The sequence below is a fragment of the Kitasatospora misakiensis genome (assembly GCF_042656005.1).
GTDB lineage: Bacteria > Actinomycetota > Actinomycetes > Streptomycetales > Streptomycetaceae > Kitasatospora > Kitasatospora misakiensis.
The window spans coordinates 50,817-72,941 of record NZ_JBHSOF010000006.1 but is presented as its reverse complement, the minus strand read 5'-3'; the positions used below and the strand labels follow the sequence as shown (position 1 = coordinate 72,941).

Sequence of the window (22,125 nt, the reverse complement as noted above, 5' to 3'; positions counted from 1 at the left end):
CTGGCCAGTCCAGCGCCCCGCCCCCGTGTCCCAACTGTCACCTGTGCGGGTACCGGGGGTGCGTGTTCGATATGGCACGCTACTCCAGTTCGTTCCACCCCCGAGCCCAGGCACCGCCGCTGACGGGCACCCCCGTCGTGCCCGCGGTCGCAGCCGGACCGCACCCAGAAGGACGCGACCAGTGAAGACTTCAGCTGAACGACTGGCCGTGCTCGGCTGCGCCGGAATCGTGGCCGTCGCGGTGGCCGGCTGCGGCTCGGTGACCGACGCCGTCAAGGGGGACGGCGACAAGGCGATCACCCTGGGCACCACCTCGGTGACCAACGCCCTCGACCCGGCCGTCGCCTACGACGCCGGCTCCTGGCTGCTGCTGCGCAACACCTTCCAGTCGCTGCTCAGCTACCCGGCCGCGTCCAGCGCGCCCACCCCGGACGCCGCCCAGTCCTGCGAGTTCACCTCCGGCGACGCCACCCGGTACCACTGCACGCTCCGGACCGGGCTGAAGTTCTCCAACGGCCACGCGCTGACCGCCGCCGACGTCGTCTACTCGATCCAGCGGACCCTGAAGATCAACGACCCGAACGGCCCGGCCGGCCTGCTCTCGTCGATCAAGACGGTCGAGGCGGTCAACGACACCGAGGTGCTCTTCCACCTCGCCCAGCCCGACGCCACCCTCCCGGCCAAGCTGGCCGGCCCGGCCGGCGCCATCGTCGACCAGGAGGTCTTCCCGTTGGACAAGGCGCTGGCCAACGACAAGCTGGTCGGCTCCGGCCCGTACAAGATCGACTCGATCGAGGCGACGCCCAAGAACGGCCCGGCCAAGGTCATGCTCTCGCCCAACGACAAGTACATCGGCGACGCCAGGCTGCGGAACAAGAAGTTCGTCGTGCGCTACTTCGACAAGCCCACCGACCTCAAGGCCGCGCTGGACAGCGGCGAGGTCGACCTCGCCGACAACAGCCTGGAGCCGAACACCGCCGCGCAGGTCCTCTCCGACCAGCAGGGCGGCAAGACCGACCTGCACGTCGTCGAGGGCGACAGCAACGACACCCGCTACCTGGTCTTCAACACCAAGGACGCCACCGCCGGCAACGTCGCCGTCCGCCAGGCCGCCGCCCAGCTGATCGACCGCAAGGCGCTGGCCCGCGACGTCTTCGCGCGCACCGTCCAGCCGCTGTACTCGATGGTCCCGGCCGGCGTCACCGGCCACAACACGGCCTTCTTCGACCGCTACGGCGACCAGGACACCGCCAAGGCCAAGGCGATCCTCACCGCCGCCAAGGTGCCCACCCCGGTCAAGCTCAGCCTCACGTGGTCGCGTTCGCGCGCCGAGGGGGCCGAGTCCGAGGCCCTCAAGAAGCAGCTGGAGGCCGGCGGCCTGTTCCAGGTGACCATCCAGCACGAGCCCGACTGGGACGCCTTCAAGAAGGGCTGGACCGAGGGCAAGTACCAGATGTACACGATCGGCTGGTTCGCGGACTACCCGGACCCGGACAACTACGTGGCCCCGCTGATCGTCGACGGCGGCGCCTACCACCACGGCTGGGACGACCCGCGGATCAGCCAGAAGCTGGTGCCCGACACCCTCAAGCAGACCGACCGGGCCGCCGCCACCGCCGTCTACGGCCAGGTCCAGAGCATCGTCGCGGAGAACGCCCCGCTCATCCCGCTGTTCCAGAACAAGGCCTTCTTCACCTCCCGGTCCGACATCACCGGCGTGGAGTCGACCGTCGACACCACCGGCTTCTTCCGCTTCTGGGAGATCGGCCGGGCCGCCAAGGGCAAGTAGCCCGCCCCTCGGCCCCGCCCCGAACGACGCGAAACGGCCCGTCCGATCCCCCCGGCTGAGGGAAGCGGACGGGCCGCCGCCGTCCCGGGCCTCCCGGCCCCGGAGAGGCCCTACAGCGCCCCGGGGCGCACCAGGCCGCTCTCGTACGCGTACACCGCCGCCTGCACCCGGTCACGCAGCTGCAGCTTGGTCAGCACATGGCCGACGTGCGTCTTCACCGTCGTCTCGCTGACGAACAGCTCCGCCGCGATCTCCGCGTTCGACAGCCCGCGCGCCACCAGCTTCAGCACCTCCAGCTCCCGCTCGGTCAGCGCGTTCAGCGCCTGCGGCGGCGCCTCCTCGCCCGAGGGCAGCTTGGTGGCGTACATGTCCAGCAGTCGCCGGGTGATCGACGGGGCCAGCATCGCCGCGCCGTCCGCCACCACCCGGATCGCCTGCACCAGCTCCTCGGCCGGCACGTCCTTCAGCAGGAAGCCGCTCGCACCCGCGCGCAGCGCCTCCACCACGTACTCGTCCAGGTCGAAGGTGGTCAGCACCAGCACCTTGGCCGGGCCGTCCCGCCCCGGACCGGCGATCCGGCGGGTCGCCTCCACACCGTCCATCCGCGGCATCCGGATGTCCATCAGCACCACGTCGGGCTGCAGCGCCCGCACCTGGTCCAGCGCCTGCTGGCCGTCGCCGGCCTCGCCGACCACCACCAGGTCCGACTCGGCCTCCAGGATCATCCGGAAACCGGTGCGCAGCAGCGGCTGGTCGTCGACCAGCAGCACTCGGATCGTCACCTAGGACTCCTTGCTCATCGGATCCCCCGTGGGATCGTCCTCGTCGGGCGTACGCGCCATGGGCAGCGGGTACGGCGGGGGCGTGCCGCCGAACTCCGGGCAGCTCGCCTGGTGGTCGCACCAGTCGCAGAGCCGGTTGCGGGTCGCCGGGAAGTCGCCGGTCGCCACCGCGTGGCCGATCCGCTCCCACAGCGCCAGCAGCTTGCGCTCCACCGCGAGCAGGTCCGCCTCGTCCGGGTCGTAGCTGACCACGTCCCCGCCGCCGCCCAGGTAGACCAGCTGCAGCCGCCGGGGGATCACGCCCTTCCAGCGCCAGACCACCAGCGCGTAGAACTTCATCTGGAACATCGCCCGGCCCTCGAAGTCCCTCGACGGCGCCCGGCCGGTCTTGTAGTCCACCAGCCGGACCTCACCGGTCGGCGCGACGTCCACCCGGTCGATGTACCCGCGCAGCAGCAGCCCCGACTCCAGGGCCGTCTCCACGTACAGCTCGCGCTCCACCGGGTGCAGCCGGGTCGGGTCCTCCAGCCGGAACCACTGGGCGACCAGCTTCTCCGCGTCCGCCAGCCAGCGGGTCAGCGCCGCGCCGTCCGGGTCCTCCGGGAACAGCCCGGCCAGCTCCGGCCGCTCGCCCAGCAGCCGCTCCCACTGCGGGCGCAGCAGCCCCAGCGCCCGCTCCGGCGTCCGGTCCGCCGCCGGCGAGTCGAACAGCCGCTCCAGCACCGCGTGCACCAGGGTGCCGCGGGTGGCCGCCGAACTCGGCGGCTCCGGCAACCGGTCGATCACCCGCAGCCGGTACAGCAGCGGACAGGTGAGGAAGTCGCCCGCGCGCGACGGGGAGAGCCCGGTCGGGGCCGTCGCCGCCCGTACCCGGGCCACCACGGCACTGCTGGTCTCGGTCTGCTCCATACCCCAGACCCTATTGCCCTGCGCTGTCATCCCGCTGCCACGGTGCTGCCAGAAGCGGCCGCCACGGGGTAGTAAGCCAGTGGGAACGCGAGGGGCGCGCGCCGGAGGGCCGCGCCGATCACGTAGCGTGGGCGCACCGGCGCACCGGCGCACCGGCGCGCGGCGCGCGACGGGGGAGACGGACGAAGGGAACACGGTGAGCGACTCCAGGGGTCGGCAGACCTCCGACCAGCCACCGCACGGCGGTGGCACCCGACCCGGGCCCCGACCGCCCGAGGACCCGGAGCCGCGCGGCGGCATCCTGATGGGCCGCCCCTTCGGCGTGCCGATCTACGTCACCCCGTCCTGGTTCATCATCGCGGCCCTGATCACCTGGGTCTTCGGCGGCCAGCTCGACCGGGTGCTGCCCGAGCTCGGCGGCGCCCGCTACCTCGTCGCCTTCTCCTTCGCCGTCGCCTTCTACGGCTCCGTGCTCATCCACGAACTCGCCCACACCCTGGTCGCCCTGCGCTACAAGCTCGGCGTGCGCCGCATCCAGCTCCAGTTCTTCGGCGGCGTCTCGGAGATCGAGAACGAGGCCGAACGCCCGTGGCGCGAGTTCTGGCTGGCCTTCGTCGGCCCGCTCCTCTCGCTCGTCCTCGGCGGCGTCTTCTACCTCGCGCTCCAGGCCGTCGAGCTGTCCACCGTCCCCGGCGTCCTGCTCACCGGCCTGATGGTCTCCAACCTCGTCGTCGCCGCCTTCAACCTGCTCCCCGGCCTGCCGCTGGACGGCGGCCGGATGCTGCGCGCCGTCGTCTGGGCGATCACCGGCAGGCCCATGACCGGAACCGTCGCCGCCGCCTGGGCCGGCCGGGTGCTCGCCGTCGCCGTCCTGATCGGACTGCCCCTGATCAGCTCCGCCCGCGAACTCGACCGCAGCCGCACCGACACCCTGATCGACGCCGTCCTCGCCGCCGTCCTCGCCGCCATCATCTGGAACGGCGCCACCGGCGCGCTGCGCAACGCCCGGCTCAAGGAGGTCCTGCCCGGCCTGCGGCTGCGCGACCTCGCCCGCCGCGCCGTCGAGGTCACCGCCGACACCCCGCTCGGCGAGGCCATGCGGCGCGCCCACGAGGCGCAGGCCGGCGCCGTGGTCGTCGTCGACGGCCGCGGCGAGCCGATCGCCCTCGTCCGCGAGTCCGCCGTCCGCGCCGTCCCCGAGCACCGCCGCCCCTGGGTCGCCGTCGGCCCGCTCGCCCGCGACCTCGAACCCGGGCTGCGGCTCTCCGCCGACCTCGCCGGCGAGGACCTGCTGCGCGCCGTCCGGGCCACCCCCGCCGGCGAGTACCTGGTCGTCGAGGAGGACGGCCGGGTCTACGGCGTCGCCGCGCTCAGCGACATCGAACAGCGCCTGACCGCCGCCGTCACCGGCCGCTGAGAAGATCACCTGGTAAGGCGGACGGCCCGCTTCCCTTAGGATTGTCCGCATGTCCGAACCGACCGGTGCCACCCGCCGACGCGGGCCCTTCCAGGTCGGGGACCAGGTCCAGCTGACCGACCCCAAGGGTCGCCACTACACGTTCACGCTCCAGGCCGGGAACCAGTTCCACACCCACAAGGGTGCGTTCCCGCACGACGAGCTGATCGGCGCCCCCGAAGGCACGGTCGTGCGCACCACGGGGAACGTCCCGTACCTCGCGCTGCGCCCCCTGCTCCCCGACTACGTCCTGTCCATGCCGCGCGGCGCCGCCGTGATCTACCCCAAGGACGCGGGGCAGATCCTGGCGATGGCCGACATCTTCGCCGGCGCCCGCGTGGTCGAGGCCGGTGTCGGCTCCGGCGCGCTCTCCACGTACCTGCTGCGCGCCGTCGGCGACACCGGCATGCTGGCCTCGTACGAGCGCCGGCAGGACTTCGCCGACATCGCGAAGAGCAACGTCGAGCGCTACTTCGGCGGCCCCCACCCGGCGTGGAAGCTCACCGTCGGCGACCTCCAGGACAACCTGGTCGAGGGCGACGTCGACCGCGTCATCCTGGACATGCTCGCCCCCTGGGAGTGCCTGGACGTCGCCTCCAAGGCGCTCGTCCCCGGCGGCCTCATCTGCTGCTACGTGGCCACCACCACGCAGATGTCCAAGACCGTCGAGGCGCTGCGCGACCACGGCACCTTCACCGAGCCGCAGGCCTGGGAGACCATGGTCCGCACCTGGCACCTGGAGGGCCTGGCCGTCCGCCCGGACCACCGGATGATCGGCCACACCGGCTTCCTGCTCACCGCCCGGCGGCTCGCCGACGGCGTCGAGCCGCCGCTGCGCCGCCGCCGTCCGGCCAAGGGCGCCTACGGCGAGGACTACGACAACGGGACCCCCGAGCCCACCCTGCAGGAGCGCGCGGCCGCCCGGGCCGCCGCCCGCGCCGAGAGCACCGACTAGGACAGGCCCTGGGTCGACCTCGGCTGAGACACCTCCCGGAGGGGTGGTACGGCATTGCCGTACCACCCCTCCCGCGTTCCCGCACACCTGCGACACCCCGCGGCCGCCCCGGTGTGGGACGATGCTCGCTCACACAGACCACTGGAGGGGACGCCTGGTGGAGAGCGCGGTCGGGACGACGGCTGGACAGCAGACCGCAACGGGCCGCACCGGCCCCCGCCGGGGGCCCACCGCCGCCTGGCACTGGGGCGTCACGGTGGCCGGCTGCGCCGCCGTGGTGGCCGCCGCGCTCGCCGCGGGCCCCGCCGGCGGCACCCCCGCACCCTCCCGGCCCACCCCCAAGGCCCTCCCCGCGGCCGCCGCCCCCGACCCGGCCCGGGCCGAACTCCCGCTCGACTGCGGGCCGTTCCCGGTGGCCATAGCCGTCAGCTTCGCCGCCGACCTCGGCGACGGCCGGCCCGGCACCGTCACCGCCGCGCACTGCGCGGCGGGGAACGGCACCCCGCCGGACGCCGTCTACCTGCTCGGCCCCGGCCCCGGCGGCCGCCCCGCCGTCCTGGCCACCCTGCTCTCCGAGCGCGAGAACCTCACCGTCGGTCGGCTCGCGCTGCGCTCCGACGGCGCCATCACCGGCCACGCGCAGGGCTACTCCAGCGACGAGGTGCCGCGCTTCGCCCCCGACATCTCGCTCGACCTCACCTGGACGCGCAAGGGCGGCGGCTGGGACCGCTCCCAGACCGCCACCCCAATCGGCCGGGTGTGACTCACCCCGGACTCGTTCATGCCCAGCCTCGTTCATGCCCAGCCGGGCCCGGCTTACTCCGCGTCAGGTCCGTAGACCTCGACCCCGTCGGCGGCCCGGCGCACGTGGATGCAGTCGCCGGGGCAGTCCTTCACCGAGTCCACCACGTCCTGAAGCAGCGTCAGCGGTACCGGCACCGACTCGCCGGGCTGCTGGCGCAGTTCGTCGTCCTCGCCCTTCACATAGGCGAGGCCGTCGATGTCCAGCTCGAAGACCTCCGGCGCGTACTGCGCGCAGATGCCGTCGCCGGTGCACAGATCCTGGTCGATCCAGACTTCCAGCGACTCGGCCGCCGCCGTCGTCCCGCTCACCGACATGTTCGTCCCGCCGTTTCTGTCCCGGGACGCCCCGCCTTGGGGCATTCCCGCCATTCGTACAACGATCGGACCTCGGGCGTCGGTCGCGATCGGATATCGACTCGATCGACGATACATCTGGTCCGCTTTGGCCGGTGCGCGGTGGGTATCCCCCTAGCAGAGGGGAAGCACGCGAGGGCGAAGATCGGACACGCCCGTTCCATCTTTCTTGATCTAGGGGTTTACGGACCCCTGGTCCCAGGTAGGGTCTGGAAGCGTCCAGCTCCCCGGAGGAGGTGAGGACCGTGGCAGCCCACGATGACGACTACAACCGCAGCACCGGCCGGCCCGCTCGTGGTTCCGACGAGGCCGCTCAGGTCTCGTACCTTGAGCAGGAAATCGCCGGACTGCGCCGCAAGCTCGCCGACTCGCCGCGCAATTCGAGAATCCTCGAAGAGCGGATCGTCGAGCTCCAGACCAACCTGGCCGGCGTGACCGCCCAGAACGAACGGCTCGCCTCCACCCTGCGTGAGGCCCGCGACCAGATCGTGGCCCTCAAGGAGGAAGTGGACCGGCTGGCACAGCCCCCGGCGGGATTCGGCGTCTTCCTCAGCTCCAACGAGGACGGCACCGCCGACATCTTCACCGGCGGCCGCAAGCTCCGCGTGAACGTCAGCCCCAACGTCGCCCTCGACGAACTGCGGCGCGGCCAGGAAGTGATGCTCAACGAGGCCCTCAACATCGTGGACGCGATGGCCTTCGAGCGCATCGGCGACCTCGTCACCCTCAAGGAGGTCCTGGAGGACGGCGAGCGGGCCCTGGTCATCGGCCACACCGACGAGGAGCGGGTGGTCCGCCTCGCCGAACCGCTGCGGGAGATCACCCTCCGGGCGGGGGACGCCCTCCTGCTGGAACCGCGTTCCGGCTACGTCTACGAGGTCGTGCCGAAGGCCGAGGTCGAGGAGCTCGTCCTCGAAGAGGTCCCGGACATCGACTACCGCCAGATCGGCGGTCTGGCCAACCAGATCGAGCAGATCCGCGACGCGGTCGAGCTGCCCTACCTGCACGCCGACCTCTTCAAGGAGTACGAGCTGCGCCCGCCCAAGGGCGTCCTGCTCTACGGCCCGCCCGGCTGCGGCAAGACGCTGATCGCCAAGGCGGTGGCGAACTCGCTGGCCAAGAAGGTCGCCGAGGTCACCGGCCGGCCCCAGGGGAAGAGCTACTTCCTCAACATCAAGGGCCCGGAGCTGCTCAACAAGTACGTCGGCGAGACCGAGCGGCAGATCCGCCTGGTCTTCCAGCGGGCCCGTGAGAAGGCCAGCGAGGGCACGCCCGTCATCGTCTTCTTCGACGAGATGGAGTCGCTCTTCCGCACCCGGGGTTCCGGTGTCAGCTCGGACGTGGAGAACACCATCGTCCCGCAGCTGCTCGCCGAGATCGACGGTGTGGAGGGCCTGGAGAACGTCATCGTCATCGGCGCCTCCAACCGCGAGGACATGATCGACCCGGCGATCCTGCGGCCCGGCCGCCTGGACGTCAAGATCAAGATCGAGCGGCCGGACGCCGAGGCGGCGAAGGACATCTTCTCCAAGTACCTCAAGGACTCGCTGCCCTTCCACCCGGACGACGTCAAGGAGCACGACGGCTCCCTGGAGGCCACCGTCGCGGCGATGATCCAGTCGGTCGTGGAGCGGATGTACTCCGAGACCGAGGAGAACCGCTTCCTGGAGGTCACCTACGCCAACGGTGACAAGGAGGTCCTGTACTTCAAGGACTTCAACTCCGGCGCGATGATCCAGAACATCGTCGACCGGGCCAAGAAGATGGCCATCAAGGACTACCTCGACCACGGCCAGCGGGGCCTGCGGGTCTCCCACCTGCTCAACGCCTGCGTGGACGAGTTCAAGGAGAACGAGGACCTGCCGAACACCACCAACCCGGACGACTGGGCCCGGATCTCCGGCAAGAAGGGCGAGCGGATCGTCTTCATCCGCACCCTGGTCACCGGGAAGCAGGGCGCCGAGTCCGGCCGCTCCATCGACACTGTCGCCAACACCGGGCAGTACCTGTAACCGATCCGGTCCGGGCCTCCCGGTACGCACGCACCCCGTCCGGCTGTGGCGCCTCGCGGCCCCGCAGCCGGACGGCGCGTCTCGGGGCCCGCCGGTCGGTACGGCGTTCTAGGCTCGACCCACCGTTCGCGGGCAGACGGCCGGCGTCGGTGTTGTTCAGCGGTACGTCAGCGTGTTCCGCCCGCCGGGGGCGGCACACCGGGCAAGGAGGGCCGCATGACCGTACGGCGCGTGATGGGCATCGAGACCGAGTACGGGATCTCCGTGCCCGGACACCCCAACGCCAACGCCATGCTCACCTCGTCCCAGATCGTCAACGCCTACGCGGCGGCGATGCACCGGGCCCGGCGGGCCCGCTGGGACTTCGAGGAGGAGAATCCGCTGCGCGACGCCCGGGGCTTCGACCTCGCACGGGACGTCGCGGACGCCAGCCAGCTGACCGACGAGGACATCGGCCTCGCCAACGTCATCCTGACCAACGGCGCGCGGTTCTACGTGGACCACGCGCACCCCGAGTACAGCTCGCCCGAGGTGACCAACCCGCGCGACGCCGTGCTCTGGGACAAGGCCGGCGAACGGATCATGGCGGCCGCCGCACAGCGCGCGCTGGAACTGCCCAACGGGCAGACCATCCACCTGTACAAGAACAACACCGACAACAAGGGCGCCTCCTACGGCACCCACGAGAACTACCTCATGAAGCGGGCGACCCCGTTCGCCGACATCGTCCGCCACCTCACCCCGTTCTTCGTCTCCCGCCAGGTGGTCACCGGCGCCGGCCGGGTCGGCATCGGGCAGGACGGCTCCGCGCACGGCTTCCAGATCAGCCAGCGCGCCGACTTCTTCGAGGTCGAGGTCGGCCTGGAGACCACCCTCAAGCGCCCGATCATCAACACCCGGGACGAACCGCACGCCGACGCCGAGAAGTACCGCCGGCTGCACGTGATCATCGGGGACGCCAACCTCTCCGAGATCTCCACCTACCTCAAGCTCGGCACCACCTCGCTGGTCCTGGCCATGATCGAGGACGCCTTCATCACCTCGGACCTCGCCGTCGACCAGCCGGTGCGCACCCTGCACCGGATCTCCCACGACCCCACGCTGAAGCACCTGGTCACGCTGCGCAGCGGGCGCCGGCTCACCGCCGTCCAGCTCCAGCTGGAGTACTGCGAGCTGGCCCGCAAGTACGTCGAGGACCGCTTCGGCACCGACGCCGACGAGCAGACCGTGGACGTGCTGGCCCGCTGGGAGGACGTGCTGGGCCGGCTGGAGCGCGACCCGATGTCGCTCTCCCGGCAGCTGGACTGGATCGCCAAGCGGGAGATCCTGGAGGGCTACCGCAGCCGGGACGCGCTGGAGTGGGACAACTCGCGGCTCGCCCTGGTCGACCTCCAGTACAGCGACGTGCGGCCCGAGAAGGGCCTCTACAACCGCCTGGTGGCCCGCGGCCGGTTCGACCGGCTGGTGACCGAGGAGGAGGTCGTCAGGGCCGCCACCAAGCCCCCGGAGGACACCCGGGCGTACTTCCGCGGGCGCTGCCTGGAGCAGTACGCGGAGCACGTCGCGGCGGCCTCCTGGGACTCGGTGATCTTCGACCTGCCGGGCCGGGACTCGCTGCAGCGCGTCCCCACCCTGGAGCCGCTGCGCGGCACCCGCAACCACGTCAAGGAGCTGCTGGACCGCTGCCGCACGGCGGAGGACCTGCTGCGGGTGCTCTCCGGCGGGTAGTTTTCCGATCACCACGGGTGAAGCCCGGGCAAATGGGAATCATCCGGGGGGACGGCGGGTGTTGGACAGGAAGCGCCACCGGCAAACCGGAAGCGGGTTGTCGCACCTTGTGTATAGGGTCGGTGCAGCAAGCAGCGACCAAACCGTGCCAGATGATCGAGCGGGGTGAGGTAAATGGCGAGCAAGGACACCGGCGGCGGCCAGCAGCGGGCGAACCGCTCCTCCGAGGAGGTCGAGGAGCAGGCCGCGGAAGCGCAGAATTCGGACGAGCTCAAGGAACGCCAGGAAAAGCTGAGCGACGACGTCGACGCGGTTCTGGACGAAATCGACGAGGTCCTGGAATCGAACGCCGAGGATTTCGTGCGGCAGTTCGTGCAAAAGGGCGGACAGTAACTCCGGCCGGAAACGGGCCGGGTGCCCGGCGGGCATTCCGGGAATTCACGGTCACGACCTGACGGCGGGCGGGCGGCGGGAGCCGTCCGTCCGACCGGTCCGGTCCTCGACCGTGCTGGACAGTGATCGCCCGGCCGATAGGGTGCGGGCATTGCGAGCTTCAAGCTACCTGGAAGGAATCGTGTGGAAGCCAACACTCGTGGCACCGGGCGTCTACCGGCTGCCTTCCTGACCCCGGGGTCCTCGTCGTTCATCGACTTCCTGGAGTCCCACCGGCCCGAGCTGATCCCCGGCCGGCGCCGGCTTCCCGAGGGCGTCATCGAGGCCCCGCACGGGACGACCATCGTCGCCGCGGTCTTCGACGGCGGCGTGGTCCTGGCCGGCGACCGCCGCGCGACGATGGGCAACATGATCGCCCAGCGGGACATGGAGAAGGTCTTCCCCGCGGACGAGTACAGCGCGGTCGGCGTCGCCGGAACCGCCGGCCTCGCGATCGAGATGGTCCGGATGTTCCAGCTGGAGCTGGAGCACTACGAGAAGATCGAGGGCACCGTCCTCTCCCTGGAGGGCAAGGCCAACCGGCTCACCACCATGATCCGGGGCAACCTGGGCATGGCGATGCAGGGCCTCGCGGTCATCCCGATGTTCGCGGGCTACGACCTTGAGCACGGTCGCGGCCGGATCTTCACCTACGACGTCACCGGCGGCCGCTCCGAGGAGCGCGGCTTCGCCGCCACCGGCTCCGGCTCGGTCTTCGCCCGCGGCTCGATGAAGAAGCTCCACCGCGAGGACCTGACGGCCGAGCAGGCCTCGACCATGGTCGTCCAGGCCCTCTACGACGCCGCCGACGACGACTCCGCCACCGGCGGCCCCGACCTCGCGCGCAAGATCTTCCCGATCGTCTCGCTGATCACCGAGGACGGCTTCCGCCGGCTCACCGAGGCCGAGGTCAGCGCGATCGCCGTCTCCATCACCGACCACCGCCTGACCCACCCCAACGGGCCCCAGGCCCCGCTGCTCTAGCCATCAACTGAGGAAGGAAGGGACGACCGCCGGTGTCGACACCGTTCTACGTCTCCCCCCAGCAGGCCATGGCGGACCGCGCGGAGTACGCCCGCAAGGGCATCGCGCGCGGTCGCAGCGTGGTCGTGCTCACCTACGCCGACGGCATCGTCTTCGTCGCCGAGAACACCTCCCGGGCCCTGCACAAGGTCTCCGAGATCTACGACAAGATCGCCTTCGCGGCGGTCGGCCGCTACAACGAGTTCGAGAACCTGCGCATCGGCGGCGTCCGCTACGCCGACCTGCGCGGCTACACCTACGACCGGGCCGACGTGACCGCCCGCGGGCTGGCCAACGTCTACGCCCAGACCCTCGGCACGATCTTCTCCTCGGTGGGCGAGAAGCCCTACGAGGTCGAGCTGATCGTCGCCGAGGTCGGCCGCAGCGGCGAGGACGACCAGATCTACCGGCTCACGCCGGACGGCTCGGTCGTCGACGAGAAGAACTACGTGGTGGTCGGCGGCAACGCCGACTCCATCGGCAACTACCTCGGCCAGCGCCACCGGGCCGGGTTCTCGCTCACCGAGGCGATCAAGGTCGCGGTGGACTCGCTCGCCCGCGACCCCAACGGCGGCAGCCCGCGCACCCTCACCCCCGACCAGCTGGAGGTGGCGGTCCTCGACCGCCAGCGCTTCCAGCAGCGCAAGTTCAAGCGGATCCTGGGCGGCCAGCTCGCCCGGCTGCTCGACGGCGACCAGTCCGCCGAGACGGACGACGAGGAGAAGCCGGCGGCCACCCCGCCGGGCGACCCCGACCAGTAGTGCCCACGGGGTCCCGTACGGCGCCGGCGACGGCCGCCGGGCGGGACCCCGGTGCCCCTGCGGCGGCCCGTACGGCGCCGCGGAGGCGGTTTCGGACAGCACCCATCAGAGAATGGATGGCCCATGGACCGCCGAATTTTCGGGCTGGAGAACGAGTACGGCGTCACCTGTACGTTCCGTGGGCAGCGCAGGCTGTCCCCGGACGAGGTCGCCCGCTACCTCTTCCGCCGCGTAGTCTCCTGGGGCCGCAGCAGCAACGTGTTCCTGCGCAACGGTGCCCGCCTCTACCTCGACGTCGGTTCCCACCCCGAGTACGCCACCCCCGAGTGCGACGACGTCGTCGAGCTGGTGACGCACGACAAGGCGGGCGAGCGCATCCTCGAAGGCCTGCTGGTCGACGCCGAGCGGCGGCTGCACGAGGAGGGCATCGCCGGGGACGTCTACCTGTTCAAGAACAACACCGACTCGGCCGGCAACTCCTACGGCTGCCACGAGAACTACCTGGTGGCCCGGCACGGTGAGTTCTCCCGGCTGGCCGACGTGCTCATCCCGTTCCTGGTGACCCGCCAGCTCATCTGCGGCGCCGGCAAGGTGCTGCAGACCCCGCGCGGCGCGGTCTACTGCGTCAGCCAGCGCGCCGAGCACATCTGGGAGGGCGTCAGCTCGGCGACCACCCGCTCCCGCCCGATCATCAACACCCGCGACGAGCCGCACGCCGACGCCGAACGCTACCGGCGGCTGCACGTCATCGTCGGCGACTCCAACATGTCCGAGACCACCACCCTGCTCAAGGTGGGCTCCACCGACCTGGTGCTCCGGCTCATCGAGGCCGGCGTGGTCATGCGCGACCTCACCCTGGAGAACCCGATCCGGGCGATCCGAGAGGTCAGCCACGACCTCACCGGCACCCACCAGGTCCGGCTCGCCAACGGCCGGGAGGCCAGCGCCCTGGACATCCAGGAGGAGTACTACACCAAGGCGCTGGAGTTCGCCGACCGCAAGGGCATCAACACCGGCACCATCGCCCGCGTCCTCGACCTGTGGGGCCGCACCCTGGAGGCCGTCAAGACCGAGCGGCTCGACGGGGTGGCCAACGAGATCGACTGGATCATGAAGTACCAGCTCATCGAGCGCTACCGCGAGAAGCATCAGATGAGCATGAGCAACCCCCGGATCGCCCAGATCGACCTCGCGTACCACGACATCCACCGCCGCCGAGGCCTGTTCTACCTGCTCCAGGCCAAGAACCAGGCGCAGCGGGTGACCACCGACCTCAAGACCTTCGAGGCCAAGTCGATCCCGCCGCAGACCACCCGGGCCCGGCTGCGCGGCGACTTCATCCGCCGGGCGCAGGAGCAGCGCCGGGACTTCACCGTCGACTGGGTGCACCTCAAGCTGAACGACCAGGCGCAGCGCACCGTGCTCTGCAAGGACCCGTTCCGGTCCGTCGACGAGCGGGTGGAGAAGCTCATCGCCGGCATGTGACCGGCCCGGTGGCGGGGGAGCGGCCGCTGGTCCGCCCCCGCCGGGGTGATCTTCGCGGTGCCCGGTCCCGGTGGTGTCTACCGGGACCGGGCACCGTCTGCGCATACGCTGTCCGTCGAGTCCGGAGCCGGGTCCGGAGAGCCGACTTTGACCGACAGTGAGGAAAGCCGTGCGCCGCACCGCCGGGTTGCTAGTCACCCTGCCCCTGTTGCTGGCGGTGGCCTGCAGCAGTTCCACCAAGCCCGCCAGCCAGGTCACGCCGACGGCGTCGCCCAGCGCCGCGCCCACCGTGCCGGCCCCGGTGAACGAGGCCTCGCCGATGCCGACCCTGTCCGGCGGGGGCTTCGGGAGCAAGGCCACCATCAACCTCCCCGAGGGGCAGCAGCCCAGCGGGCAGTTCGTGGTGAACACCGTCAGCGAGGGCGACCGGTCCACGGTCAACAAGGGCGACTGGGTGACGGTCAACTACACCGCCAAGGACTGGACCACTGGCAAGGACCTGCCCAGCTCCTACGACTCCGGCGGCAAGCCGCAGCTCTACCAGGCCGGCAGCGGGCAGCTGGTGCCCGCCTTCGACCAGAGCGTGATCGGCAAGAAGGTCGGCAGCCGGCTGCTGGTCGTCGCCCCGCCCGCCGCCGCGTTCGGCACCCAGGGCAACACCCAGCTCGGCGTCGGCCCCGGCGACACCGTGGTCTTCGTGCTGGACATCATGGAGAGCCTGCCGCCGGACTCCACGCTCTCCGGCACCATGACGCCGCCGCCGGCCAACCTGCCGCAGGTCAAGGACAACGGCAAGGCGGCGGTCACCATCACCGTGCCGGCCGGGCAGGCCCCGCCGACCGAGCTCCAGCAGGCCGTGCTGATCAAGGGCGAGGGCAAGCAGGTCAAGTCCGGGCAGACCTTGGTCGTCCAGTACACCGGGGTGCTGTGGGCCAACGGCCAGCAGTTCGACTCCTCCTGGAGCCACGGCGGCGCGCAGGCGCTGCAGATCGGCACCGGCAGCGTCATCGAGGGCTGGGACAAGGGCCTGACCGGGCAGACCGTCGGCAGCCGGGTCGAACTGGTGGTGCCGCCCGCCCTCGGCTACAAGGACCAGGCGCAGGGCGCCGTGCCGGCGAACTCGACCCTGGTGTTCGTGGTGGACATCCTGGAGGCCGTGTAGGGGCCCCGCCTGGTGCCCCCGGCCCCGGTGATCAGCCGGCGGTGATCGGCCCCCGGTGATCAGCTTCCGGTGAACGCGGAGGGAACGCGGAGATCCGATGCGCGGGCTGGTTCGAGCCCGGGGGGATTCCGTACGCTTGGGCGGACGCTCGCACACGGAAGCGCCCGCCCTCATCCTGACCTGTCATACTGCCCTCGCACTGTGGTAGGCGCCGTCGGCGTCCGGGGTCCGGGCGGGCAGTGCGACAGCACCCCGGCGCCTCCACGCCGGCCGTAGACCTCGAAGACCTCGTGGCGAGATGGATGGGGAGTCATGTCTGAGAAAGCGTCGAGCCCGGGCGGGTCCGGTACCGCGCACGGTAACTCCGCCGGAGACCCGGCCGACTCGCGGCCCGGCGGCCCGCTCCCGGGCGACGGCGAGTCGATCGTCGTACCCCCGGCGATCCTGAAGCAGCAGGCCGGCTGGGGCGGAAACGGCGAGGCGCCGCGGAGCACCGGGACCAAGACCGAGGACGCCCCGCAGATCTTCGCCTCCACCGTCCGCCGCCAGGACACCTCCGAGGCCGGGTACGACGAGAACCCCGGCAACGTCGGCAAGCTCGGTGTGATCCTCGGCACGGTCCTGGGCGTCCTGCTCATCGGCAGCGCCGTCACCCTGTACCTGGTGAACAAGGACGGCTCCTCCGACAACGCCGCCGCCAAGCCGGACACCGCCAAGTCCGCCCCGGCCACGCCGAGCGCCGAGCCCGTCCCGCCGATCAAGGACAGCGCCAAGGTGCTGCCCACCATCACCGGCGACTTCGGCAAGAAGGCCACCATCGAGGTGCCCGCCGACCAGTCCGACGGCAGCTTCGTGGTGAAGGTCCTCTCCGAGGGCAGCGGCCCCAAGGTCGAGAAGAACTCCTGGACCTCGGTCGACTACACCGCCAAGGACTGGAACACCGGCAAGGACATCCCCTCCTCGTACGACGAGAAGGGCAAGCCGCAGATCTTCCAGGCCGGCACCGACGCGCTCATCCCGGCGCTCGACCAGGCCGTCGTCGGCAAGAAGGCCGGCACCCGGCTGCTCGTGGTGGCCCCGCCGGCCGCCGCCTTCGGCGCCCAGGGCAACCCGAACATGTCGATCGGGGCGAAGGACAACCTGATCTTCGTCATCGACATCCGCAACAGCAACGCCCCCGACGCGGTCGTCAGCGGCACCGTGACCCCGCCGCCCGCGGACTTCCCGCAGGTCAAGGACAACGGCAAGAAGCCCGCCGAGATCACCCCGGTGCCCGGCGCCGCCGACCCGACCGAGCTCAAGACCCACGTCCTGATCAAGGGCGACGGCCGCAAGGTCGAGAAGGGCGAGAAGATCCTCGTCCAGTACACCGGCGCGCTGTTCAAGGACGGCAAGGTCTTCGACTCCTCGCTCAGCAAGGGCCAGGCGTTCTCCTTCCCGCTCGGCGGCGGCCAGGTCATCGCCGGCTGGGACCAGGGCCTGGAGGGCCAGACCATCGGCAGCCGCGTCGAACTGGTCATCCCCGCCTCGCTCGGCTACAAGGACCAGGCCCAGGGCGACATCCCGGCCAACTCCACGCTGGTCTTCGTCGTCGACATCCTCGACTCCGGTCAGGGCTGATCCACTTTCGGGTGACAATGGTGTGCGTGTGACCTCCGGGGCCGGCCGCGTGGCCGGGCCCGGACGGGCGGGGGGCGCCCGTACCGTGGTCCGGGAACGGACCGGGTGCGGGCGCCCGCCGCTTGGTCATGGACCGAACCAACCGTGAGAAGAGGCACAGTGAGCAAGCCTGAGATCGACTTCCCGGTCGGCGACCCGCCGGCCGAGCTCAAGATCCGCGACATCGTCGTCGGCACCGGCGAAGAGGCCAAGCCCGGCCAGGTCGTCGAGGTCCACTACGTCGGCGTGACCTTCGCGACCGGCGAGGAGTTCGACGCCAGCTGGAACCGCGGCTCGACCTTCAAGTTCCCGCTCGGTGGCGGCCGCGTCATCAAGGGCTGGGACCAGGGCGTCGCCGGCATGAAGGTCGGCGGCCGTCGCGAGCTGACCATCCCGCCGCACCTGGCCTACGGCAACCAGTCGCCGAGCCCGCTCATCCCGGCCGGCTCGACCCTGATCTTCGTCGTCGACCTGATCGGCGTCTGAGCACGCCCCGCAGGAGCGCGCTGAACACCAGGGCCGCACCCCGTCCGCGGGGTGCGGCCCCACGCGTTCCCCCACTCGGCTTTTGCACGGAGTACCGCTACCGGTACGGTCGGTCCCGCCGGGTTCACGACGCCCCGGCGGGCGCAACCCCGCGCGCTGCGCGGCACACCGGAAGGGTCAGCGATGGCGATCGCCAAGGCAGAGCGGCTGATGAATCTCGCCCTGTGCCTGATGAACACCAGACGTCCGCTCTCCAAGAAGGAGCTGCGGGAATCCATCGAGGCCTACCGCGAAGCCTGGCAGAACAGCAGCGAGGAAGCCTTCAACCGGATGTTCGAGCGGGACAAGGACGACCTGCGCGAACTCGGACTGGTCATCGACGTCGACGAGAACGCCCTCGACGGCGAACTCGGCTACCTCGCCCGCGCCGACCGCAACCGCCTGCCGGAGATCGCCCTCGACGCCGAGGAAGCCGCCGCGCTCACCCTCGCCGCCCGCGTCTGGCAGCAGGCCAAGATGTCCGGCGCCGCCAGCGGCGCCCTCCAGAAGCTGCGCGCCGCCGGCGTCCCCTTCACCGAGACCGAGGGCCGGCCCGCCCTCGAACCGCGCATCCCCGCCCGCGAGGCCGCGTTCGAACCGCTCCTCACCGCCGCCCGCGACCGCCGCCCGGTCACCTTCGACTACCGCAAGGCCGGCGCCGCCGCCGCCGAACAGCGCAGCGTCGAACCGTGGGCCCTGGAATGCTGGCGCGGCCACTGGTACCTGGCCGGCTGGGACCGCGACCGCGAGAACGCCCGGGTCTTCCGCCTCAGCCGCATCACCGGCAAGGTCCGCGCCCGCTCCGGCGCCTTCCTCGGCACCGTGCCCGAACACGTCGACGTCCGGGCCACCGTCGCCAAGTTCGCCGGCGAGGGCGCCACCGCCACCGCCGTCGTCAGGATCCGCCGCGGCGCCGGCTTCCCGCTGCGCACCAAGGCGCTCAGCACCCGGCGCGCCGACGACCACTGGGACGAGCTGGAGATCCCCTACGGCAACGGGCTCGGCGCCGACCTCGCCGAATTCGGGCCGGACGTGCTCGTGGTCGGCCCCGAGGAACTCCGGGCCGACGTCGTCGACCGGCTGCGCGCGGTGGCCGGTGTCGTGGCGGACGGTGCCGTGGTGGCCGGTGTTCTGGTGGACAGTGCCGAGACGGAGAGTGTGCGGGCATGAGTAACGCGATCGACCAGACCCGGCGGATGCTCTCGCTGGTCACCTACCTGCGGGAACGCCCCGGCGCCGAGGTGGCCGAGGTCGCCCGCGCCTTCGGCATCACCGAGCGCGAACTCATCGCCGACCTCAACGTGCTGCCGATGTGCGGCACCAGCTTCCGCGGCGGCGACCTGCTCGACATCGACACCGACGGCGAGCGGATCTGGTGGCACAACGTCGACGACGTCGCCCAGCCGCTGCGCCTGGCCGCCGACGAGGCCACCGCGCTGCTGGTCGCCGCCCGCGCCGTGGCCGGCCTGCCCGGTCTACGGGCCGGCGACCGCGAGGCCCTCACCCGGGCCGTCGCCAAGATCGAGAACGCGGCGGGGGAGAGCGCCGAGGGCAGCGCCCGGGTCGGCGTCACCTTCGAGGCCGAGAGCCACGTCTTCGCCGACATCGACCGCGCGCTCAGCGAGGGCCGCCGGCTCTGGCTGCGCTACTACTCGCACGGCCGCGGCGGCATGACCGAGCGCGAGGTCGACCCGATCCGGCTGCTCACCGAGGGCCACACCTACCTCGAGGCCTGGTGCCGGACCTCCGAGGACCACCGGATGTTCCGGCTCGACCGGGTCGCCGAGATCAAGGTCCTCGACGTCCCCGCCGACCCGCCCAAGCGCGAGCCGCGCGACCTCTCCGGCGGCCTGGTCAACCCGTCCGCCGACGACCCCGAGGTGGTCGTCGAGGTCTCCTCCGGCGGGCGCTGGGTCGCCGAGTACTACACCCACGACCACGCCGAGGAACTGCCCGACGGCGGGCTGCGGATCACCCTGCGCAGCGCCGACCCCTCCCAGCTGCGCCCGCTGGCGCTGCGGCTGGGCCGCGACGGGCGGATCGTCTCGCCGCCCGGGCTCGCCGAGCAGGCGCGGGCCGCGGCGCTGGAGGCGCTGGCCCACTACGGTGACGGGCTGGTCTGAGCCGTGGAGCCCGGTACCAGATTCAAGGTGTACTGCTCCGAGTGCCGGGAGAAGGTGGAGGTGCCCGCCGAGGGGTTCCGCCTGACGTTCGGCCGGACGGCGACGCAGGCGCACTACAGCTTCGGCTGCCCGCTGTGCGGGGCGGCGGTGCGCAAGCCCGCGGGGGAGAAGATCGTCGCGGCGCTGACCGCGGCCGGGGTGCGGACGATGCGGCTGGTGCCGGCCGAGCAGTGAGCCGGTCGGCCGGGGCCGGTCTGCTTTGGTCGGTCCGTCGCGGGCTCGCGGGGGCGGGACCGGGCGGGCCGATAGGGTGGGGCCATGTCCTGGATGCTCGTCGCCGCCGTCCTCCTCGCCACCGCCGGCCTGCTGGTGCTCGGCGTTCTCGCGGTCCGGCTCTGGCTGGACGTGCGGGCGCTGGCCAAGGGGGTGGACGCCGCCTCCCGGGCGCTGGCCGAGGCGGCCGAGGACCTCGCGGCCTCGGCACCGGGCCGCTCCTGACGGGCGGGCCCATCGGGCGGCTTCGTCGGCGGGGCTTCTAGGGGGGCGCGTCGGTACGGCGCGTCGGCCTCGTCGGAGGAGCGCGTCCGCCGCGTCCGCCGGGCGTGCCCAGCCCGCATCCCGCCGCCGACCTGTCGGGAACGTCGGGCGGGGCTGCCGGGGGGCTGCTGCGCGGAGGTGGGGTCGGGTTACGCTCTCAGAAGGCTCCTGAGTGCGAATGGGGCCGCTGTCCTGTTCGGGCGGCCGTCGTCACGGTGTCACCCGCAGCGGTTACCATCCCCGCAGCGGGCGGCCCCCTCGGTGCCGCCAAGACTGAAGGTGGTCGAGCATGCGGGTCTCGTTCACCGCGATCCTGGTGGTCGTGGTTATTGCCATTCTGCTCTTCGGCGCCAAGCGACTGCCCGACCTGGCACGCTCGCTCGGCCAGTCGATGCGGATCCTCAAGAGCGAGGCCAAGGCGATGCGCACCGACGGCACCGCCGACACCCCGGCCGCGCCCGCCCCGGCGGTCGCCGACGGTACCGCCGCGAAGACCATCCAGTCCGCCCCGGGCGCGTCCGCGAGCGCCCGCCCGGTGAGCGAGCAGCCCGCCGGGCAGTCCGCAGGACACTCCGCCCCGGAGGGTGGGGCGCGCTGAGCGCGCGGCACACGCGACCACTGGAGGCCCGTCGACCGGCGGGTTTCGACGCACGAGTTGAGGACCGGGGTTGAGCAAGCTCACCAAGGCGCCGAAGGCGCCCAAGGATCCCGAGGGACGGATGGCCCTCGCCGACCACCTGCGGGAACTGCGGAACCGCGTGGTCAAGTCGGTCCTGGCGATCGTGCTGTTCACGATCGTCGCGCTGATCTTCCACAAGCAGATCGAGACACTGCTGCTCAAGCCGCTGCCGCAGTGCACCCCGGAGACCATCGCCACCACCAAGGGCCGCTGCGCGCAGGTCTCCACCATCGGTCTGACCGCGGGCTTCAACTGGATGCTCAAGGTCGCCCTGACCGCCGGCGTGGTCGCCACCGTCCCGGTCTGGCTCTACCAGCTGTGGGCCTTCGTGGCGCCCGGCCTGCACAAGCACGAGCGCAAGTACACGATCATCTTCATGGCGTGCGGTGCGCCGCTGTTCCTGGCCGGTGTGACGCTGGCCATCCTGCTGCTGCCGCTGACCATTGAGGTGCTCATCTCGTTCACGCCGAACGAGACCGTGCCGATCCTGCCGCCGGCGGACTACTTCGACATCGCCACCCGGCTGGTGATGGTCTTCGGTCTGGCCTTCGAGTTCCCGCTGCTGCTCGTCATGCTGAACCTGGTCGGCGTCGTCACCGGCAAGCGGCTGCTCGGCTGGTGGCGCGGCATGGTGATGGGCATCACCGTGTTCGCCGCCTTCGCGACGCCGAGCGCCGACCCGCTGAGCATGCTGGCGCTCGCCGCGCCGATCTGGGGGCTGTACTTCATCGCCGTCGGTGTGGCGATGCTGAACGACCGGCGCCGGGCCCGGCGCAACCCGGACCTCGCGCTGGACGACGAGGAGGCGTCGCACCTCGACCTGTCGGTGGCGCCGGTCTCCGGGGCCGAGGCGATCGAGGCCTCCGCCACGCCGAGCGCCTCCGGCCACGTGCCGGCCGCCCGACACGAGCAGATGGACGACATCACCTGATCCGATGATCTGATCCGGA

Annotated in this window: 22 protein-coding genes and 1 pseudogene; 20 read left to right on the top strand and 3 right to left on the bottom strand. The window is 71.3% G+C overall.

Annotated features, from left to right (window positions below; translation table 11 throughout):
* The first annotated feature begins 181 nt into the window (after positions 1 to 181).
* A complete protein-coding gene (locus ACFP3U_RS07285; RefSeq protein ID WP_380224411.1) occupies positions 182 to 1,789 on the top strand; it encodes an ABC transporter substrate-binding protein in 1,608 nt (535 codons plus the stop codon).
* 110 nt (positions 1,790 to 1,899) lie between these two features.
* Here ACFP3U_RS07285 and ACFP3U_RS07280 read toward each other — a convergent pair whose 3' ends face one another.
* Positions 1,900 to 2,571, bottom strand: coding sequence for a response regulator (locus ACFP3U_RS07280; RefSeq protein WP_030299918.1), 672 nt, complete (start codon positions 2,569 to 2,571; stop codon positions 1,900 to 1,902).
* Positions 2,572 to 3,480: a RecB family exonuclease gene (locus ACFP3U_RS07275; RefSeq protein WP_380224410.1), complete on the bottom strand. Its 909-nt coding sequence runs from the start codon at positions 3,478 to 3,480 to the stop codon at positions 2,572 to 2,574.
* 196 nt (positions 3,481 to 3,676) lie between these two features.
* Here ACFP3U_RS07275 and ACFP3U_RS07270 point away from each other — a divergent pair, with 196 nt between their 5' ends.
* The 3 genes from ACFP3U_RS07270 (at position 3,677) to ACFP3U_RS07260 (ending at position 6,654) form a co-directional block, all read left to right on the top strand.
* On the top strand, positions 3,677 to 4,897 hold the full coding sequence (locus ACFP3U_RS07270) for a site-2 protease family protein (RefSeq protein WP_380224409.1): 1,221 nt from the start codon (positions 3,677 to 3,679) through the stop codon (positions 4,895 to 4,897).
* A gap of 49 nt (positions 4,898 to 4,946) precedes the next feature.
* Positions 4,947 to 5,891 (top strand): tRNA (adenine-N1)-methyltransferase, encoded by a 945-nt coding sequence (locus ACFP3U_RS07265; protein WP_380224408.1) that lies wholly within the window; start codon positions 4,947 to 4,949, stop codon positions 5,889 to 5,891.
* Between the two features lie 121 nt (positions 5,892 to 6,012).
* On the top strand, positions 6,013 to 6,654 hold the full coding sequence (locus tag ACFP3U_RS07260) for a hypothetical protein (protein ID WP_380224407.1): 642 nt from the start codon (positions 6,013 to 6,015) through the stop codon (positions 6,652 to 6,654).
* A gap of 53 nt (positions 6,655 to 6,707) precedes the next feature.
* On the opposite strand, the gene ACFP3U_RS07255 is transcribed toward ACFP3U_RS07260, so the two are convergent.
* Positions 6,708 to 7,004, bottom strand: a complete 297-nt coding sequence (locus tag ACFP3U_RS07255) for a ferredoxin (RefSeq protein WP_380224406.1) — start codon at positions 7,002 to 7,004, stop codon at positions 6,708 to 6,710.
* A gap of 290 nt (positions 7,005 to 7,294) precedes the next feature.
* Here ACFP3U_RS07255 and arc point away from each other — a divergent pair, with 290 nt between their 5' ends.
* The 16 genes and pseudogenes from arc (at position 7,295) to tatC (ending at position 22,106) form a co-directional block, all read left to right on the top strand.
* Entirely contained in the window at positions 7,295 to 9,061 is a 1,767-nt protein-coding gene (gene arc / locus ACFP3U_RS07250; protein WP_380224405.1) for a proteasome ATPase, read from the top strand.
* 216 nt (positions 9,062 to 9,277) lie between these two features.
* Complete coding sequence (dop, locus tag ACFP3U_RS07245) at positions 9,278 to 10,789, top strand: depupylase/deamidase Dop (protein ID WP_380224404.1); 1,512 nt, start codon at positions 9,278 to 9,280, stop codon at positions 10,787 to 10,789.
* A 174-nt stretch (positions 10,790 to 10,963) separates the two neighbouring features.
* Positions 10,964 to 11,182, top strand: a complete 219-nt coding sequence (locus ACFP3U_RS07240) for a ubiquitin-like protein Pup (protein WP_030299936.1) — start codon at positions 10,964 to 10,966, stop codon at positions 11,180 to 11,182.
* A gap of 136 nt (positions 11,183 to 11,318) precedes the next feature.
* Positions 11,319 to 11,414, top strand: a pseudogene (locus ACFP3U_RS07235) (endonuclease VII domain-containing protein); the annotation flags it as partial.
* Positions 11,411 to 12,205 carry a proteasome subunit beta gene (gene prcB, locus ACFP3U_RS07230; RefSeq protein ID WP_380224543.1) on the top strand — a complete coding sequence of 265 codons (795 nt, stop codon included), beginning with the start codon at positions 11,411 to 11,413 and terminating at the stop codon, positions 12,203 to 12,205. The pseudogene ACFP3U_RS07235 and the gene prcB, both read left to right, overlap by 4 nt.
* 32 nt (positions 12,206 to 12,237) lie before the next feature.
* On the top strand, positions 12,238 to 13,005 hold the full coding sequence (gene prcA, locus ACFP3U_RS07225; RefSeq protein WP_380224402.1) for a proteasome subunit alpha: 768 nt from the start codon (positions 12,238 to 12,240) through the stop codon (positions 13,003 to 13,005).
* Positions 13,006 to 13,128: 123 nt separating this feature from the next.
* Complete coding sequence (gene pafA, locus ACFP3U_RS07220; protein ID WP_380224400.1) at positions 13,129 to 14,490, top strand: Pup--protein ligase; 1,362 nt, start codon at positions 13,129 to 13,131, stop codon at positions 14,488 to 14,490.
* A 169-nt stretch (positions 14,491 to 14,659) separates the two neighbouring features.
* Positions 14,660 to 15,652, top strand: coding sequence for an FKBP-type peptidyl-prolyl cis-trans isomerase (locus ACFP3U_RS07215; protein ID WP_380224399.1), 993 nt, complete (start codon positions 14,660 to 14,662; stop codon positions 15,650 to 15,652).
* A 312-nt stretch (positions 15,653 to 15,964) separates the two neighbouring features.
* Positions 15,965 to 17,272 carry an FKBP-type peptidyl-prolyl cis-trans isomerase gene (locus ACFP3U_RS07210; RefSeq protein ID WP_380224398.1) on the top strand — a complete coding sequence of 436 codons (1,308 nt, stop codon included), beginning with the start codon at positions 15,965 to 15,967 and terminating at the stop codon, positions 17,270 to 17,272.
* A 144-nt stretch (positions 17,273 to 17,416) separates the two neighbouring features.
* Positions 17,417 to 17,797, top strand: coding sequence for an FKBP-type peptidyl-prolyl cis-trans isomerase (locus ACFP3U_RS07205; protein ID WP_380224397.1), 381 nt, complete (start codon positions 17,417 to 17,419; stop codon positions 17,795 to 17,797).
* A gap of 183 nt (positions 17,798 to 17,980) precedes the next feature.
* Positions 17,981 to 19,006, top strand: a complete 1,026-nt coding sequence (locus tag ACFP3U_RS07200) for a helix-turn-helix transcriptional regulator (protein WP_380224396.1) — start codon at positions 17,981 to 17,983, stop codon at positions 19,004 to 19,006.
* A complete protein-coding gene (locus ACFP3U_RS07195; protein ID WP_380224395.1) occupies positions 19,003 to 19,959 on the top strand; it encodes a helix-turn-helix transcriptional regulator in 957 nt (318 codons plus the stop codon). Before ACFP3U_RS07200 ends, ACFP3U_RS07195 begins: the two co-directional genes overlap by 4 nt.
* 27 nt (positions 19,960 to 19,986) lie before the next feature.
* Positions 19,987 to 20,193 (top strand): hypothetical protein, encoded by a 207-nt coding sequence (locus ACFP3U_RS07190; protein WP_380224394.1) that lies wholly within the window; start codon positions 19,987 to 19,989, stop codon positions 20,191 to 20,193.
* Between the two features lie 84 nt (positions 20,194 to 20,277).
* On the top strand, positions 20,278 to 20,457 hold the full coding sequence (locus tag ACFP3U_RS07185) for a hypothetical protein (protein ID WP_380224393.1): 180 nt from the start codon (positions 20,278 to 20,280) through the stop codon (positions 20,455 to 20,457).
* A 328-nt stretch (positions 20,458 to 20,785) separates the two neighbouring features.
* Positions 20,786 to 21,094 (top strand): Sec-independent protein translocase subunit TatA, encoded by a 309-nt coding sequence (tatA, locus tag ACFP3U_RS07180; protein ID WP_380224392.1) that lies wholly within the window; start codon positions 20,786 to 20,788, stop codon positions 21,092 to 21,094.
* A gap of 121 nt (positions 21,095 to 21,215) precedes the next feature.
* On the top strand, positions 21,216 to 22,106 hold the full coding sequence (tatC, locus tag ACFP3U_RS07175) for a twin-arginine translocase subunit TatC (RefSeq protein ID WP_380224542.1): 891 nt from the start codon (positions 21,216 to 21,218) through the stop codon (positions 22,104 to 22,106).
* Positions 22,107 to 22,125: the final 19 nt, after the last annotated feature.